This is a genomic window from Pseudomonas sp. MYb185, assembly GCF_002979975.1.
Lineage (GTDB): Bacteria > Pseudomonadota > Gammaproteobacteria > Pseudomonadales > Pseudomonadaceae > Halopseudomonas.
The window spans coordinates 67,016-82,600 of the sequence record NZ_PCQD01000010.1; the positions used below are offsets into that span (position 1 = coordinate 67,016).

Below are 15,585 nucleotides of genomic sequence, written 5' to 3' on the forward strand. Positions count from 1 at the left end.
CTGGCATCAGGTGCCCTTTTTCTTCACATAGAGCACCAGGTTGTGGTCGACCATCTCGTAGCCGTGCTCCTTGACCACTTCCTGCTGACGACGCTCGATTTCCGCATCGAAGAATTCGATCACCTCGCCGGTATCGACGCACACCATATGGTCATGGTGCTCACCATCCGCCAGCTCGAATACGGCATGCCCACCGTCGAAGTTGTGGCGCACCACCAGACCGGCGGTTTCGAATTGGGTCAGAACCCGATAAACGGTTGCCAACCCAACATCCTCGCCAGCCTCCATCAGCGACTTGTATACGTCCTCCGCGCTCATGTGGCGGTCTTCGGTATTGTCCAGCATCTGCAGGATCTTGACGCGCGGCAGGGTAACCTTGAGCCCTGCTTTACGCAGTTCTTGATTTTCAACCATGGTCTGTTTCTCTCTCAACGCTTCGCAGCACCGGATCAGTCGGGTATGATTCAGGGCCATTCAGCAAACTCTCGATAGTGGATGTTACCACGCGATGCCAAATAGTCTGAACCGTGTCCTTTGTATCCTAGTATTATGTGCCGCCGGCGCCAGTATTTCCGGTTGCGGCTTCCCCGGGGTGTACAAGATCGATGTCCAGCAGGGCAACGTCGTCACCCAGGAGATGATCGACCAGCTGCGTCCCGGCATGACTACCCGCCAGGTGCGCTTCATCATGGGCACCCCCCTGATCCAGGATACCTTCGAACCCAACCGCTGGGATTACCTGTACAGCATGAAGGCCGGGCACAACCCGCGCGAGCAGGAGCGGATCAGCCTGGTGTTCGAAGACGATCGTCTGGTCGGTCTGGCCGGCGACTTCACCCCCGGCACCAGCCGCGACGAGGCGATCATGGGTGGCGCAAGCGAGCCGGATCCGGCCGCCAGCAGCTATCCGGTGGACCTGGGCGCCCCTCTCGGCACCGGCGAAGAATAAGCCTCAAGGCGGAGTCCGCTCCGCCAACTGCCAGTCTCACTCGCCCTTGGCCTTGGCGGCCCGCTGCTTGCGGGCTTCCTTCGGGTCGGCAATCAGTGGCCGGTAGATCTCCACCCGCTCGCCCTGCAGCAATACCCGCTCTCCCGGCTTGGCCACCAACTTACCGAATACGCCCATGGCGCTGCCGTCGATATCCAACCCGGGAAAATGATCGGCAATGTGCGACAGGTGCGCCGCCTCAAGCGCGGTGGTACCGGCCGGCACGGTGAGGCGGATGATGCGCTGCCTGTCCGGCAAGGCATAGGCCACCTCCACGCTGATACCCTCGTCAACCACCGTACAGTTCCTGGGCACGCTTGGAGAAGGCCTCCACCATGGTGTTGGCGGCATGGTTGAACAGCGGCCCCAAGGTGGCGCGCACCAGGGCCCCGGAGTAGTTGAACTTGAGATCCAGGGTGATCTTGCACGCCTGCTCGCTCAAGGCCTGAAACTCCCAGACCCCATGCAGTTCGGTGAAAGGCCCATCCTCCAGACGCATGTCGATGCGCTTGCCGGGCACCAGCTCATTGCGTGTGGTGAAGCTCTGATGCAGACCGGCCTTGCCAACGGTCAGGCGTGCACGCATCAATTCGTCAGTCTCACTGATGATTTCCGCCTTGGTGCACCAGGGCAGAAACTCGGGGTAATGCTCGACCCGGTTGACCAGATCGAATAGACGCTCCGCCGGAAAAGGCAGCAGAGCCGAACGCTTGATATGCGTCATAGATTATTCACTTGAACAGTTCAGTTATGAAAATCGTCCCAGTCCCCTGGACGCGACATAGCCTACCAGCGAACAGACCATCGGGAACAGGCGCAATTTTTCGCTTCCACCTCAGCCGTCAGAGCCACCAGCACGGCGCTAACAACCATGATAGTCGCTGCCAGCCCGCGATCAGAGATAGCCGAACCCAGTGCCACCCCCTATAATACGCCGCCTATGAGCAAGCAAAAGAAACCACAGGCCAACAGCGGTACCATCGCGCTGAACAAACGGGCCAAGCACGAATACTTTATCGAAGATCGCTTCGAGGCTGGCATCGCCCTGGCCGGATGGGAAGTGAAGAGCCTGCGCGCCGGTAAAGCCCAACTGGTCGACAGTTATATCCTGCTGAAAAACGGTGAGGCGTTTCTGCTCGGCGCCCACATCACCCCGCTGACAACCGCCAGCACTCACGTGATTGCCGACCCCACCCGCACCCGCAAACTGCTGCTGAACGCCCGTGAGCTGGACAAGCTGATCACCGGCGTCGAGCAGAAGGGCTACAGCTGCGTACCCATCGCCCTGTACTGGAAAAAGCACCTGGTCAAATGCGAAATCGCGCTGGTCAAGGGCAAGAAGGACTATGACAAGCGCGAAACCGAGAAGAACCGCGACTGGGATCGGGAGAAGCAGCGCCTGGTCCGCGAGAGCAACCGCTGAAGGGCCGCTGTACGCCGGGGAACCTTTGGCGTAGAATGGCGTCTGATTCACCGAGTACCAATGGTTTTGGGGCCGATTAGGATTCGACGACGGTTACAAAGCTTGAGGGGCATGCCGAGTTGGTAACAGAACTCGTAAATCCACTGTTGCAAACTAATAGTTGCCAACGACGACAACTACGCCCTAGCAGCCTAAGCGCCGCTAGCAGCCTCTAGGGGATGCCTGTAAACCCGAAGATCTGGCTGTCATATAGAACAGGATCGCCGCCAAGTTCGCTGTAGACGTAACGGCTAAAACTTATACAGCTCGCTCCAAGCGCCCTGCCACTCGGGCCGCGAGGAGTTAACTAAATAGAGATGGCTACGCATGTAGAACCGATAGTGGCGGACTGGCGGACGGGGGTTCAAATCCCCCCGGCTCCACCAAACAAGCATCTAAAGACGCCTTCGGGCGTCTTTTTTTGTGTCCGAAACCCTACCACTCGACTACATTTCTGAAGACTCATTACTTCCATGATTTGAAACGTCAGGACGACAGAATGAGATACCAGCCGCCCTATAGCATCACGCCGGCGATAATGAATCTGGTCTCTGAAATCAGTGAACTCATTGGTCGTTACAGTGCCCAGACTGAAGGTAACCTGACACCTTATCTGCGTCGCGAAAATCGCATTCGAACCATTCAGGCCTCCCTGGCCATCGAGAACAACACACTGTCTGTGGAGCAGGTAACTGCCGTAGTTGAAGGCAAGCGGGTATTGGGCCACCCCCGCGAGATTCAGGAAGTACGCAATGCTTTCACCACCTACGACGCCATGGAGGCATGGGACGCCGCTGCCGAATGCGATCTGCTGGCAGCACACCAATCACTGATGCACGGACTGGTCGATGATGCGGGACGCTACCGCTCCGGCGGGGTAGGTATTTTCAGGGGGGAAGCATTGCTACACATGGCCCCACCCGCCACCCAGATCCCGCGACTGATGGCTGACTTGCTGCAATGGCTCTCAGCTACGGATGAACATCCGCTGGTAGCCAGTTGCGTCTTCCACTATGAGTTCGAGTTCATTCACCCCTTTGCCGATGGCAACGGCAGAATGGGCCGGTTGTGGCAAACGCTGATTTTGCGCCAGTGGAAGCCGCTGCTCGCCTATCTGCCAGTAGAAACGGTCATCCGTCAGCGCCAAGGAGACTATTATTGCGCACTGGCCAAGTCCGACCGCCTCGCAGACGCCACCCCGTTCATCGAATTCATGCTGCAGGCACTACATGATGCGCTTGGTGAAGCAGCAGCAAGCGACCAAGTAAGCGACCAAGTAAGCGACCAAGTGGCAGTGCTGATCTCGACTCTGGAACAGGCCGAGCTCACCGCCAACCATCTGATGCAGGCGCTGGGGCTTTCGCACCGTGCCACTTTCCGCAGCAACTACCTGAACCCAGCGCTGCAAGGGGGCTGGATCGAGCGCACCCAACCCGATGCTCCACGCAGTCCGACCCAGCGTTACCGATTGAGCGCCAGGGGCAAACGCTGGCTGCTGCGCAGACGCACCACCAGCTCGCCCTGAACCAGGCTATCCCACGGCATTCGCGGGAATTCATCGATACCCTACACCTGGCTATGCCGGGTCAGTTCCCCAGTATCTCCCTCCGCCTCTGCCGTCTGCCAATTCGCGGTCAGGGCCATCTCCAGTTGCTGTGGCCATGCCAGAGGTACCGGTACAATGTGGCTGACGCGCGACGGCTTGGTCCTTGATGGGTACCGGCGGTGGGCGCAGGGGCTGGGGTGATTGAGCGCCGGGGGGGCTTTCGTTTCTGGCAGGACTACGGTCGAGTAGAGCTGGCAGGAACGCCCGGCGACAGCTCCCGCAGGGTAAAATCCCTGATCATTTCCTCCACCGCTGCATCCATCGCGGCGGCTTTCTGTGCCAGCGCCTGCTCAAGGAACCGTTGTCTAGCGGCCTTGTCTTCATCCAGCATGGCACGCAGCTCCGCCTCGAACTCTTCACGGTTGAAGTACTCGTCGATGGTGATCACCGCTCCGTCAACCAGTACCCAGGTCACCACGCCACCGACCACACCGCAGGCCACCGCAACCGGTCCGGCCCAGGCACAGGCCAGGGCCGAAGCCCCTGCCCCGGCCAGCGCACTGCCTCCTTTCGCTGCGCCTTTCGCCGCAGCCTTGGCGGCTACCTTCGCCGCCAGTGTCTTGCCGGCGGCGGCTGAGGCTGCCTTCAAGGAACTGGCCACGACGGCGGCACTGGCAGCAGAGGCCAGGGGCACCGTTATGACGGCGCGGTTCTGGGCATCCTGCAACACCGCCAGGGTCATCCTTCCCAGCGGTAACTCAATCTGGTGCTGCGGCAGGACGCTGGCTATCTCGGCATTCAGAATGTTGCTATAAGCATCGGCATAGCCTTGGTCGATCAGCCCGGCAACGCTAGCCAGGCGCTGCTCCAGACCGCCAAACACCCGTGCATGCAGCGCATCGCCCATGTTTCCCATGGCGGCGGCCCCCAGCTCCATGTACTCGCCTGCTACGGAATAATGGAAGTCCGCATAGCCCTCGATGGCGGCATAGGCTGGCTCATAAGCCTTGTCCAGCAGGATGCCTATATCCGGCCTGACGACCGCTTCGGCCTTGGTGGCGACGTTGCTGAGTACCCTTTCCAGGGTGGTAGCAGGCACTTCATGGGGCACGGGGGCCGGCTCGGGTAAACGCCATACACCGATCAGGGCAATCACCAGCGTCGCCACCACCAACACCAGCAGGGTCAGCCAGAACACCCGTAGCGCCAGACCGCTGGCCGGCGGCAAGGTAACCTGTTGCTGCGTGAGGTTATCCATCGGTGTGTAGGTCATGGGTTATTCCGGTCAGTCAGCCTTTGCACAAATGCAACCAGAATCACACTGGCCCGCGCCATCATAAAGCTGAACAGGGCGGCATCCACGCTGAACAGCACTGGCAGCCAACGGGAGTTGTTCATTTGCACCACCAACCAGAGTTTAGCTGCCTCATAGGCATACAGTGGTGCGAGTAGCTCGGCAATCCAACCCCGGCGCACCGGCAGCATCTGCATGCCCTGCATGGCGGCTTCGGACAGGCTGGTGGCAGCGCGGATTGCGCCGGGATACGCAACCAGATTCAGGTTCGCCCAGGCAATGACAGGAAGAAACGACAGTGCGGCCAGCCAGGTGCTTATGCTAATGGCGCTGGCACAGAGGAAGGGGCGCTGAAAATGTCTCAGCAGTCGGGACTGCACACCGACAAATACTGCACCGGCAACCAGACCCAGCATGATGAACATGGCTGCCTGCAGGGGGCTGACCGTCAGGGCCTTCCATGCCAGCAAGGGAACCGCGAGCAGCACGAATAGCATGGCGCCCAGTATCGCCCTGAACCTGCCGGTCAGGATGCCGAGCAACGGAGACTCCGGTCGTATTGCGGCGCGCATTCGCGCCTGATGCAGCTCCAGACTTGGTCGCAGATGACCGAGAAACAGCATGACGGCCAGCGGCACCAGCGCCAGCACGGCCCAATCGCTCAACGCATAGACGCTACGCCACAGGTAGAGTGACAGGCCAAAAGCCGCGACGGCAGCACTTATCTGCCTCATATCTGCGCAGAGAACGTGTCGCACTGCTCCATATCACCACTATCAAACCCGCGCCGGAACCATTCCACCCGCTGTGCCGAGGTGCCGTGGGTAAAGCTGTCCGGCACCACCTCGCCGCCCGCCCGGCGTTGCAGCCGATCGTCGCCAATGGCGGCAGCGGCCTGTAGCGCTTCTTCAAGGTCGCCGGGTTCCAGCATGTTGCTGTAGCGATGGGCAGCGTGGCCCCAGACGCCGGCGAAGCAGTCAGCCTGCAGTTCCTGACGTACCGACAGGGCATTGACCACTGCCGCTGACTTGCCCTGGCCAGCATTACGCACTTGCTGACTGATGCCGAGAATGGTCTGTATATGGTGGCCTACCTCATGGGCCACGACATAGGCCTGGGCAAAATCCCCCGGAGCACCGAGCTGCCGATCCAGGTCACGGAAGAAGCTCAGGTCAAGATATACCTTGCGATCCGCCGGGCAGTAGAAAGGGCCAACTGCCGCACTGGCCGAGCCACAGGCCGAGGCAACGCGTTGGCTGAACAGCACCAGCACCGGCTCCTGGTACTGCTTGCCGGACTCGGCAAAGATCGTCTGCCAGGTCTGTTCGGTATCGGCCAGCACCACCGAGACGAACTCCGCCAATTGCTGCTCCTCCGCGGAGAAGGTAGCGGCCTGGTGCGGGGCACCGGCACCGGTCAGTTGCATAAGATCGATACCCAGCATCCGCGCGCCGAAGAACGCCACCACGCCCACGATCAGTACGACGCGCCCACCGCGGGTGCGCAGCAGCCAGGGCAATATGCGGAGAAGAAGCAGCAACCCGCCTCCGCTGCCCTGCAACGGCTGCCCGCGCCGGTCTTCGATATTGCTGCTTTGTCGCCTGCCTCGCCAATCCATATCCGTCTCCAGCGCTGAACCTCCGTGGAGCATAGTGTAGCGCCCCGACCAGAACAACGGCCGGCGCAGCGCCTTATCTTTGGTCTGCAACTTTCAGCAACTATTAGGCAAGTTGCGAAAATCGGCTGCCCTCCTAGTATTGAAGGGATGGAGCCGTTTTCTGGCTCGCTACGGAACAAAGGAACTAACTCACTCTCAACTGACACAGGAGCAGTCATGGTCCCTTTCAGGCATTCCTTGATCTTTCTCGCCGTCCTCGGCCTGCTGGCCGCCTGCGACAACTCTGCGGATTCGGGCAATCAGACCCAGGCGCCCTCGCCGGCTGCCACCACCCCGACCGAACCCGCTGAACCCGAAGCGGCCGCTGACACTGCGCCGGAGGAGAACAGCGAACCGGCCGACTCGGAACAGGCGGACAATAGCGTGGCCTTCAGCGTGACCGAGGTGACGCAGTTCGACGCGCCCTGGGCCATGACCTTCCTGCCGGACGGCAGGCTGCTGGTCACCGAGATGGCCGGCACGCTGCGTCTGCACGACCTTGCGAGCGGTAACACCGGAACCATCAGCGGCGTACCGGAGGTGGCCCATGCCGGTCAGGGCGGTCTGGGCGATGTGCTGTTACATCCGCAGTTCGAGAATAACCAGCAGATCTATATCAGCTATGCCGAGGCCGGCGATGGCGGCTCCGGCGCAGCGGTAGCGCGCGCCCGTCTGGCACTGGATGAGGATGGAGGGGGTACGCTGGAGGATCTGCAGGTGATCTGGCGGCAGACGCCGAAGGTCAGTGGTGATGGCCATTTCGGTCATCGCCTTGCCTTCGACAGCGATGGCATGTTGTGGATCACATCCAGCGAACGCCAGAAATTCGATCCGGCCCAGGACATGAACTCCAACCTGGGCAAGATGATACGGCTCAATGACGATGGCAGCGTTCCTGAAGACAACCCCTTCGCCGATCAAGGCGAGGTCGCTGCGCAGGTCTGGTCTCTGGGTCACCGTAATATTCTGGGGCTGGCATTCGATGCTGATGGCAAGCTTTGGGCACATGAAATGGGACCCAAGGATGGTGATGAACTCAACCTGATCGTCAAGGGGGAAAACTACGGTTACCCGCTGGTTTCCAATGGCAATCATTATGACGACACGCCAATTCCCGACCATGACACCCGACCGGAATTCAAGGCTCCAGCGATTACCTGGACCCCGGTGATCTCACCGGCAGGCTTCATCATCTATGACGGCGAGCTGTTCCCGGATTGGCAGGGCAGCGGCTTCATTGGCGGCATGTCCTCCATGTCCCTGGTACGCGTGGAATTCGATGGTGAGGAGGCCCGCGAAGCGGAGCGGCTTGACCTGCAGAAGCGTATACGCGAGGTGGAGCAAGGCCCGGATGGTGCGATCTGGGTGCTGGAAGACGGCACCCGCGGAGGTAATGGTGCACTGCTGAAACTGACTCCGCAGGGGTAATGATAATGACCGGAGCCGGCATGTTGCCGGCTCCGTGGCCGACTCTCGCTCAGCGCCGGGCGAACTGCTGAATGGCGTCAGCCACCGGGGTATCGCCCCCAGTCAGTTCGACGATGACCCGACTTACTGTCGGCTGCTCGAGCAGTTCGAGCAGGGTTGTCGCCACATCCGCACGCGGCACATCGCCATAGGGGATGGCCAGTCCCGCGCGCACTCTACCGGTGCCGGGCGAGTCCAACAGCGTGCCGGGGCGTACTATGATCCAATCCAGACCGGATTCCGCCAGATGCACATCAGCGCGCTTTTTCACCGTCATGTAGTTTTCGAAGGTATCGGAGATAGTCTTGCTGCGCCCCGCCTCGGGGAAGGCTGATACCAGCAGGAAGCGCTTCACCCCTGCCTGTTGCGCCGCGGCCACGGCCAGCTCCAACCCTTGACCATCAATGGCATTGGTCATCTGCGGCCCGCCCTTGCCCCCGGCACCAGCGGAAAACACCACCGCATCGCTGCCACTCATCAAGGTGGCGAGCCCATCGACATCCAGCTCCAGCAGATTGCCGAGAACCGACACTGCTCCCAGCGCTCGCAGCTCATTGGCCTGCTGCGCATCACGATGGAGAGCCAGCGGTTCATGGCCCCGCTGCGCCAGCTGCTGGGCGAGATGGCGGCCAACCTTGCCGGCGCCACCGATGATGAAAACCTTTGTCATGACAGCCTCACAAACAGAAACCAGAGAGGCATGCTGGCACACCCGGCCCAGTTGCGCCACCGCACTGCCCAGCGATGGTCACCGCAGCGCGGCTGCGCTTATAATGAGAACACATTTCATTATCAACAAACGGAAGCCCACGTGAAGCTATCAGTCCCTCTGGCAGGTCTTGCCGCCGCCCTTCTGCTGTCAACATCCGCCACGGCCTTCGAGCTGACCCACAGTGCCGGCACCCTGACCCTGCCCGCCACGCCGGAAAAGATCGTCACCTTCGATCTGGCCCTGCTCGACTCGCTCGATACCCTCGAAATCCCCGTCGCTGGTGTGCCGCAATCAACCTACGAGGGGCACCTGGCGAAGTTCAACGAGACACCGGTAGCAGGTACCCTGTTCGAGCCCGACTATCCGGCTCTGCAGCAAATCAGCCCGGACCTGATCATCGCTGGCGGGCGTTCGCAAGGCGCCATGCCGCAACTGCAGGAGGTCGCGCCGACGATCTCTTTTACCAGCAACCCGAACGACTTCCTGAACAACTTCAAGACCGTCAACCAGGCGCTGGCCAAGGCGTTCGACAAGAGCGAACAAGCCCAGGCGGCACTCGCCGGTATCGATAGTGATGTTTCAGCTCTGCACCAAGCCAACGATGGCAAGACCGGTGCCTTTCTGTTCGTGGTCGGCGGCAATGTCATGGCCCACGCCCCCGGTGATCGTTTCGGCTACGCGTACGAGCTGACCGGTCTGCAGTCGGTACTCCCGGCCAAAGCACCGGCGGCAGGCCGCCAGGCTCGCCCGGAACCAGGCTCGCCGCAAGCCGAGGCCGCAGCCAAGGAACGCGCCCTGGTCATCAGCAACATTGCCCAGGCCGAGCCAGACTGGCTTATCGTATTGGACCGCGGCGCCATCAATGGCGGTGAGAAGACCGCCGCCGAGACCCTGGCGCAGCATCCGCAGCTCAGCCAGACCACTGCCTACAAGGAAGGTCGCGTCCATTACGCCGACCCCAACAGTTGGTATCTGGTTGGCGGCGGCCTGACCAACCTGAAGAGCATCACCGCGCAGATGCTCGACGCCATGCAGTAAGCGCCGACAAACTTACTCTGCCATCCTCGACGCAGGTTGGGGACGGCTGACGTCATTCGCTGCCGCAGAGGTTCGCCGGACGCTGCTCCGTCGGGCAGCAGGCCTGCCTCGCGAACCGCGCAGGCGGCGCCAGCCCAGTACCGTGCCGCTGAGGCAGATAACCAACCCACCGACACCACCGAGCCACATCCAGCCATCCCATAGCGGTCGACGTTCCAGCAGCGGCAACCAGTCCCAGCTGTGCAGCAGCGCGAACAGCCAGCGCGAGGCTCGCTGGCGCTGGTCGAGCTGGCCAGGCGGCGAGCCACTGTACGGGTCCAGATGCAGCCAGGTCCGGGCCGGATCATCGAAGCGCACACGCAGGATCGGCAAGGGCCGCTCCAGATGGCCGAGCATGCTGTGCTCGCTACGCGCGTAGTAATAGAAATCATGCTCGGTCAGCACCTGCACCTGGAGACTGTCCTGCGGGCGGATCGCCTGGGCGGCGCGCAGCAGTTCCGGTTCAGGCAGGCGGGCCACGGGGGCGCCGCCGTCCATCGGCAACAGCAGGCTCGCGCCGCTACCATCGACCCCGACCAGATAGCCGCGGCCAGCAACCAGCCGCCAGTGCAGTTCGCGTACCGCCAGCCCGGCTGCCTGCAATTGCTGCAACGCCTGCTCCGGAGCCATGGGGAAGGCCTCGGCACCCAGCTCGCCACCCTGATAGGCGGACGTGTCCAGCGGCACCCGGCTATCGAATACCCGCCAGGGGTTCATCGACATCAGGCCGCTGAAAATCCATGCCACTGCCAATAGGCCGAACAGCAGCCCGCCGATATGATGCCAGCGGGCAAAGCCCCCATAGGGGCTGCGCGAGCCGCTGCGGTAGGGCCTGGTAAAGCGCCAGCGCAATATGCCGACGACCATGCCGAGCAGGGTCATGAGAACGGCAGTGAGCGACAGGTAGATCACCACGTCCGTCCACCAGCGATCCAGCACTCCTCCGCGCAGCGGATACAACCAGTGCAGCCAGGCACCGACCCAGTTCCAGGCACGCTCGGTGGCGGTGGCGTCACGCACCACCTCGCCAGAATGGCTGGAGATATACAGCAGGGTGCCGTTGTCCAGCGCGACACGGTGCAGTGGCCGATCCACATCCAATGACCGGGTGTGGGTCCAGGCATCCTCATCCACCACCCCCCGATACTGCAACTGACCCGGCCCGGCGAACTGATGTGCGGCGGCCAGCGCCTCGGCTTGCCCGATACCATCGAGCAGCTCACCACTGCGCGCATCCACCGCCACCTTGCGCGAGCCATAGTGCAGTACATAGCGCGGCTCCCCGGCCACGGTGGTCAAGCGGATGCTGCGCGGTGCCTGGCTTTCGCCACTGGCGGACAGCGCCTGCGCCAGCGGCACGCAGCAGTGCTGCGGCGACAGCACCGGCAACTGCGTCAGATGCTCCCGGGGCGTCAGCTTGGGATAGCCGACATAGAGCATGACCAGCCCCGAGAAGAACCACAGCGCCATGATCAGGCACAGGCCGATGCCCAGCCAGCGATGCCATAGATACAGGTAACGTTTCATGGCTCAGAACCGCAGATCGAGGCTGACATCGACGCTGCGCGGTGCGCCCATGTAGTACTGTTCGCCATAGGCCTGCTTGGCGTAGATCTCGTCGGTGAGATTGCGCAGCCGGGCGGTGACCGTCGTGCGCTTGTCGACGCGGTAGCGGGTGAAGGCGCCGTACAGGGTGTAGGACGGCGCCTTGAGGGTGTTGGCGTTGTCCGCATAGACCGAGTCGACATGGCGCACGTCGGTTCCAATCTCCCATACCGGGCTGAGGCTGTAGCTCAGCCACAGGTTGGCGACGCTGTCCGGCACATTGATCGGACGGTTGCCCTTGCGCGCGACCGACACACCATCCACCGCCTCGTTGAACTCGTCATACTCGGCATCCACATAGGCATAGTTGGCCTCCACCAGCAGCGCCGGAGTAACCTGCAACCTGCCCGCCAGCTCGATGCCCCGTGACGTCTGCTGCCCTGCCTGCACCGTCAGGTTGGGGTCATTCGAGTCGCGCGCGGCAAAATCGCGCCGCACGATCTGGTACAGCGCCAGGGTGGCCGCAGCGCGCCCGTCGAGAAAATCGAACTTGCTGCCGACTTCCCATTGCTCGCCCTTGGACAGGTCGAACAGGCCGACGTTGGAATAGGTGGCCGAGGCCAGCGAGCCCGCCGGCAGATCCGCCGAGGTGCTGTACTGCGCGTAGAGATTGGCCGTCGGGGTCAGCTCGTAGAGCAGACCGATACGGCCGCTCAGCGGCTCCCAGCGGCGCTCGAAGAACGCTGGGCTGGTAGGCGTGACCGCCCCGTAGTTGGTCACCTCCATCTGCAGATGGTCGTAACGCAGGCCACTGAGCAGTGCCAGGCGCTCGGTCAACTGCAGGTGGTTCTCCAGAAACAGCGCCCGGGTATCGATCTCATGCCGCCGCTGCTTCTGCAGACCCACATCCATACCGGGAACGTCATCGAAACGGCCCGGATCGAACTGCCCCGGATCGACCGAATCGAATGCGTCACCCGCCTGGGGATGCAGCGTCTGGCGCATACGTGAGTAGTCCAGCCCCGCCGCCCACTGGCTGGCCAGCCCGAACAGTTGATGGTGATGCTGCAGTTCCAGGCGATTGCCCAGCACATTCTGGTCATGGCGCTGCAGATAGGCACCGGAGCGTTCCACCAGACTGTTATCAGCGTTATAGCGGTAGTTCTCCAGATTGCGATAATCGCGCTGGGCATCGTAGTAATACAGCGTGTTGCGCAGGCTGCTGGCGGGGCTCCACTGATAATCGGTGATCGAGCGCAGCCAGCGCACCCGTTGCTCGTAGCGCCCATCACCGACGTTGTAGTTCTCGAAGCGCCGGCGCTTGTCGATCTTCATGCTGCTGCCACCGGTATTGAGCACCGGTGTGCCCCAGTAGGGACTGTCTTCCCTGTCCTCCAGGTATTCCAGCGCCAGCGTGTGGCTCAGGTTGGGCGTCAGATCACTGAGCAGCGACAGGGCCAGACTGCCCGTTTCCCGCTGGTTACGGTCGATATAGCCATTGCTGTCGCCACGACTGAGGTCCAGTCGCAGGAAGTGCTGGCTGTTGCCGATATCCGCCAGTGCCTGGTTGAAACCAAGGGACAGCTCCGACTCGTCGAACCTGCCGTAGCGCAGCCGCCCTTCCAGTACCTGCTCCTCACGGCTGGCCAGCTTGCTGATGTAGTTGATCGATCCGCCGACAGCACCAGCGCCATGCAGAAAGGAGGACGGGCCGCCGAGCAGTTCGACACGGTCGATCTGCCAGGCATCCACCGGCCGGGTGGCACTGCTGTAGCCGAGGTTGATACCGTTGTACAGCTGGGTGATCTGGTTCTGGGTAAAACCGCGGTAGGACACGAACCCGCCGTAACCGGGGTTGGCCGAGGCGTTGATCCCGGTCATGCCGTTGATCACATCCTGGGTATTCACGGCGCCACGCGCCTCGATCACGCTACGGTCGGCGACGCTGACCGAGGCGGGTGTTTCGCGGACGGTCAGATCCAGACGAGAACCGGTGCTGACGGGTTGATCCAGACTGAGGCCGGATGGGGCGCTGCCCTGCTCTCTGGCCTGCGCCGATACGGTACTGGCCGGCAGAGTCAGAGCGTCATGCTGCGCCCATGCCAACGGGATGGCGCTGATACACAGCGCCAGGGTGGTGATGCTGCTCATGCGAAGAAACATGCATAGCCTCCAGGCTTGTTTGACAAGCCCAGCCACGCCCGGGCAGTACAGCCCGAGCGGACAGGGTGATTTCAAAGCGCAGGAAGCAGAATCGGGGAAGCTCGGGGGTTGGCGGGAGGCCAGCGCGCCCGTACCAGGCGCGGCAGATGAAGCACCGGCAGCGGCCGTGATTGCTCGACGGCCAGCCGGCCCAGCAGGCCGAAAAAGGCGGCAAGGATGATGGCGCCGAACGGGCTGGCAAAGTCACAACCGGAGTCGGCGGAGGAATGGGCATGCGCAGCGGCAGCCTCGTCATGCCCGGAATGATGGTGATGGTGGTCGTGCTCAGCAGCGACAGCAGGGGTTGCACTCACCTGCTCATGCCCGACAGCGCAGTGCAACGCGCTGAACAGGATGCTGAGCAGCAGCACCCAGGCGAGCAATGCGCGCTCCTTGCGGGCCAATGTCATCGGGCACGACTCAAGATAGTGAATACCTCTGCGGTAAGACAGCGACTCTCTTATACAGGAATAGAGTAGCAGCAGATGTTATCGAGCGAACAGCTGCTGCCCCAATAATCCCTTGATACATCGCAGGGACAGCGACTGATCTACGCCGGCTGATCCACAATCAGGCAGGTTGTGGTGGCGTGTGCATACAGCTTGCCGTCGGGGCCTACCAGGCGCCCTTCGGCGGTGGCCACCCGGCGACCGGCGTGAATCAGCCTGCCTTCGGCGCGCACCAACGGCACACCCTCATGCAGAGCGCGCACCATATTGACCTTCAGTTCCAGGGTGGTGTAACCCTTGCCCGCAGGCAAGGTGGTATGCACCGCGCAGCCGACAGCTGAATCCAGCAGCGTGGCAAACCAGCCCCCATGTACCGTGCCCAGCGGATTGTAATGCTTGCGCTGCGGCCGGCCCTGAAAGATGGCAAGGCCGGGCTCCATCCGGATCGGCACAAAATCCAGGGTGTCGCCCATGGGGGGTGGCGGCAGCTCTCCAGCAAAGATCGCTTCGAATATCTCCATGCCGGAGCGGCTGGAGGCCTGCTCCTGCGGCAGATCAGTGACAGATCGCAAACGCGCACGAACCGCCCGCTCCTCTTCACGCCACGAGGCTACAACCTGGTCAATATCCATCGATAACTCCTTTCTCATATTTACTTGCATACACAATAGTTGCATATACAATACAGAATATGAAAAAAGATACCAAGCAACCACAGGGTTGTACCAATCTGAAGCTGCGCCAGCTCACTCGCGTGGTCTCGCGCCATTACGATCACTACGTGGCCCATGCCGGGCTCAAGACCACGCAGTACTCACTGCTGTCATACGTCGTGAAGCTGGGGCCCCTTCGTCCGAGCGACCTGGCCAGGCACATGCGTATGGAAGCCTCAACCTTGACCCGCAACATGCAGCCGCTGGTTGTCCAGGGCTGGTTGAAGATCGGCGCTGGAGCGGACGCCCGCAGCCGCGTCGTGACAGCCACCGATGCCGGTAAAGCCAAACAGGCAGAAGCTCAACGTGCGTGGAAAAAGGCGCAATTGGCCCTCAATGAGCAGCTCGGCACGGAGAAGGTGGCCGCCCTGCACGCATTGCTTGATGACTGCATCGACCTCGTAGCCGAAGGGCTCGACACCCCCGATAGCTGAGGCGCTTATCACCGGCTCCAGGCACCCACCACACTGCCA

General features: G+C 61.7%; 16 protein-coding genes, 1 other RNA gene and 1 pseudogene. 7 read left to right on the plus strand and 11 right to left on the minus strand.

Features of this window, described 5'->3' with window-relative positions; translation table 11 throughout:
- Positions 1–6: 6 nt before the first annotated feature.
- Complete coding sequence (gene fur / locus CQ007_RS14905; protein ID WP_105646672.1) at positions 7–414, minus strand: ferric iron uptake transcriptional regulator; 408 nt, start codon at positions 412–414, stop codon at positions 7–9.
- A gap of 94 nt (positions 415–508) precedes the next feature.
- On the opposite strand from fur, the pseudogene CQ007_RS14910 reads away from it, so the two are divergent.
- Positions 509–895, plus strand: a pseudogene (locus tag CQ007_RS14910) (outer membrane protein assembly factor BamE); the annotation flags it as partial.
- Positions 896–985: 90 nt separating this feature from the next.
- Here the strand turns inward: CQ007_RS14910 and CQ007_RS14915 are convergent.
- Both CQ007_RS14915 and CQ007_RS14920 read right to left on the minus strand, forming a co-directional pair.
- Positions 986–1,285, minus strand: coding sequence for an RnfH family protein (locus tag CQ007_RS14915; protein ID WP_256582299.1), 300 nt, complete (start codon positions 1,283–1,285; stop codon positions 986–988).
- A complete protein-coding gene (locus CQ007_RS14920; protein ID WP_105646631.1) occupies positions 1,278–1,712 on the minus strand; it encodes a type II toxin-antitoxin system RatA family toxin in 435 nt (144 codons plus the stop codon). Before CQ007_RS14920 ends, CQ007_RS14915 begins: the two co-directional genes overlap by 8 nt.
- A gap of 216 nt (positions 1,713–1,928) precedes the next feature.
- On the opposite strand from CQ007_RS14920, the gene smpB reads away from it, so the two are divergent.
- The 3 genes from smpB (at position 1,929) to CQ007_RS14935 (ending at position 3,975) form a co-directional block, all read left to right on the plus strand.
- The gene (gene smpB / locus CQ007_RS14925) at positions 1,929–2,411 is read left to right on the plus strand and encodes an SsrA-binding protein SmpB (protein WP_105646632.1); all 483 of its coding nucleotides are present in this window, start codon (positions 1,929–1,931) and stop codon (positions 2,409–2,411) included.
- A gap of 68 nt (positions 2,412–2,479) precedes the next feature.
- Positions 2,480–2,836, plus strand: a transfer-messenger RNA (tmRNA) gene (gene ssrA / locus CQ007_RS14930).
- Positions 2,837–2,949: 113 nt separating this feature from the next.
- Positions 2,950–3,975: a Fic family protein gene (locus tag CQ007_RS14935; protein WP_105646633.1), complete on the plus strand. Its 1,026-nt coding sequence runs from the start codon at positions 2,950–2,952 to the stop codon at positions 3,973–3,975.
- Positions 3,976–4,231: 256 nt separating this feature from the next.
- Here the strand turns inward: CQ007_RS14935 and CQ007_RS14940 are convergent, their stop codons facing one another.
- Genes CQ007_RS14940 through CQ007_RS14950 form a run of 3 tightly spaced genes read right to left on the minus strand, consistent with a single transcriptional unit; the run spans position 4,232 to position 6,908 of the window.
- Entirely contained in the window at positions 4,232–5,269 is a 1,038-nt protein-coding gene (locus CQ007_RS14940; RefSeq protein WP_105646634.1) for a hypothetical protein, read from the minus strand.
- Positions 5,266–6,024, minus strand: a complete 759-nt coding sequence (locus CQ007_RS14945) for a hypothetical protein (protein ID WP_105646635.1) — start codon at positions 6,022–6,024, stop codon at positions 5,266–5,268. Before CQ007_RS14945 ends, CQ007_RS14940 begins: the two co-directional genes overlap by 4 nt.
- Positions 6,021–6,908, minus strand: a complete 888-nt coding sequence (locus tag CQ007_RS14950; protein ID WP_105646636.1) for a neutral zinc metallopeptidase — start codon at positions 6,906–6,908, stop codon at positions 6,021–6,023. The genes CQ007_RS14945 and CQ007_RS14950 overlap by 4 nt, the downstream gene beginning before the upstream one ends.
- A 216-nt stretch (positions 6,909–7,124) precedes the next feature.
- Here CQ007_RS14950 and CQ007_RS14955 point away from each other — a divergent pair, with 216 nt between their 5' ends.
- Positions 7,125–8,375, plus strand: coding sequence for a PQQ-dependent sugar dehydrogenase (locus CQ007_RS14955; protein WP_105646637.1), 1,251 nt, complete (start codon positions 7,125–7,127; stop codon positions 8,373–8,375).
- Positions 8,376–8,424: 49 nt separating this feature from the next.
- On the opposite strand, the gene CQ007_RS14960 is transcribed toward CQ007_RS14955, so the two are convergent.
- Positions 8,425–9,084, minus strand: a complete 660-nt coding sequence (locus CQ007_RS14960) for an SDR family oxidoreductase (RefSeq protein WP_105646638.1) — start codon at positions 9,082–9,084, stop codon at positions 8,425–8,427.
- A 141-nt stretch (positions 9,085–9,225) separates the two neighbouring features.
- Between CQ007_RS14960 and CQ007_RS14965 the strand changes: the two genes are divergently transcribed.
- Positions 9,226–10,164 (plus strand): siderophore ABC transporter substrate-binding protein, encoded by a 939-nt coding sequence (locus tag CQ007_RS14965; protein ID WP_218278892.1) that lies wholly within the window; start codon positions 9,226–9,228, stop codon positions 10,162–10,164.
- Positions 10,165–10,176: 12 nt separating this feature from the next.
- Here the strand turns inward: CQ007_RS14965 and CQ007_RS14970 are convergent, their stop codons facing one another.
- From CQ007_RS14970 to CQ007_RS14985, 4 genes are all read right to left on the minus strand, one after another.
- Positions 10,177–11,730 (minus strand): PepSY domain-containing protein, encoded by a 1,554-nt coding sequence (locus CQ007_RS14970; RefSeq protein WP_105646640.1) that lies wholly within the window; start codon positions 11,728–11,730, stop codon positions 10,177–10,179.
- A 3-nt stretch (positions 11,731–11,733) separates the two neighbouring features.
- On the minus strand, positions 11,734–13,899 hold the full coding sequence (locus CQ007_RS14975) for a TonB-dependent siderophore receptor (RefSeq protein WP_105646673.1): 2,166 nt from the start codon (positions 13,897–13,899) through the stop codon (positions 11,734–11,736).
- A gap of 83 nt (positions 13,900–13,982) precedes the next feature.
- Positions 13,983–14,360 (minus strand): DUF2946 family protein, encoded by a 378-nt coding sequence (locus tag CQ007_RS14980; RefSeq protein WP_105646641.1) that lies wholly within the window; start codon positions 14,358–14,360, stop codon positions 13,983–13,985.
- A 140-nt stretch (positions 14,361–14,500) separates the two neighbouring features.
- A complete protein-coding gene (locus CQ007_RS14985) occupies positions 14,501–15,031 on the minus strand; it encodes a PaaI family thioesterase (RefSeq protein WP_105646642.1) in 531 nt (176 codons plus the stop codon).
- Between the two features lie 59 nt (positions 15,032–15,090).
- Between CQ007_RS14985 and CQ007_RS14990 the strand changes: the two genes are divergently transcribed.
- A complete protein-coding gene (locus tag CQ007_RS14990; protein WP_105646643.1) occupies positions 15,091–15,546 on the plus strand; it encodes a MarR family winged helix-turn-helix transcriptional regulator in 456 nt (151 codons plus the stop codon).
- The last annotated feature ends 39 nt before the right edge of the window (positions 15,547–15,585 follow it).

What these genes read in the sequence shown, in the direction of transcription:
- fur (WP_105646672.1), bottom strand. Translation starts at nt 414, where the DNA reads ATGGTTGAAAATCAAGAACTGCGTAAAGCAGGGCTCAAGGTTACCCTG.
- CQ007_RS14920 (WP_105646631.1), bottom strand. Translation starts at nt 1,712, where the DNA reads ATGACGCATATCAAGCGTTCGGCTCTGCTGCCTTTTCCGGCGGAGCGT.
- smpB (WP_105646632.1), top strand. Translation starts at nt 1,929, where the DNA reads ATGAGCAAGCAAAAGAAACCACAGGCCAACAGCGGTACCATCGCGCTG.
- CQ007_RS14935 (WP_105646633.1), top strand. Translation starts at nt 2,950, where the DNA reads ATGAGATACCAGCCGCCCTATAGCATCACGCCGGCGATAATGAATCTG.
- CQ007_RS14940 (WP_105646634.1), bottom strand. Translation starts at nt 5,269, where the DNA reads ATGACCTACACACCGATGGATAACCTCACGCAGCAACAGGTTACCTTG.
- CQ007_RS14945 (WP_105646635.1), bottom strand. Translation starts at nt 6,024, where the DNA reads ATGAGGCAGATAAGTGCTGCCGTCGCGGCTTTTGGCCTGTCACTCTAC.
- CQ007_RS14950 (WP_105646636.1), bottom strand. Translation starts at nt 6,908, where the DNA reads ATGGATTGGCGAGGCAGGCGACAAAGCAGCAATATCGAAGACCGGCGC.
- CQ007_RS14955 (WP_105646637.1), top strand. Translation starts at nt 7,125, where the DNA reads ATGGTCCCTTTCAGGCATTCCTTGATCTTTCTCGCCGTCCTCGGCCTG.
- CQ007_RS14960 (WP_105646638.1), bottom strand. Translation starts at nt 9,084, where the DNA reads ATGACAAAGGTTTTCATCATCGGTGGCGCCGGCAAGGTTGGCCGCCAT.
- CQ007_RS14970 (WP_105646640.1), bottom strand. Translation starts at nt 11,730, where the DNA reads ATGAAACGTTACCTGTATCTATGGCATCGCTGGCTGGGCATCGGCCTG.
- CQ007_RS14975 (WP_105646673.1), bottom strand. Translation starts at nt 13,899, where the DNA reads ATGAGCAGCATCACCACCCTGGCGCTGTGTATCAGCGCCATCCCGTTG.
- CQ007_RS14980 (WP_105646641.1), bottom strand. Translation starts at nt 14,360, where the DNA reads ATGACATTGGCCCGCAAGGAGCGCGCATTGCTCGCCTGGGTGCTGCTG.
- CQ007_RS14985 (WP_105646642.1), bottom strand. Translation starts at nt 15,031, where the DNA reads ATGGATATTGACCAGGTTGTAGCCTCGTGGCGTGAAGAGGAGCGGGCG.
- CQ007_RS14990 (WP_105646643.1), top strand. Translation starts at nt 15,091, where the DNA reads ATGAAAAAAGATACCAAGCAACCACAGGGTTGTACCAATCTGAAGCTG.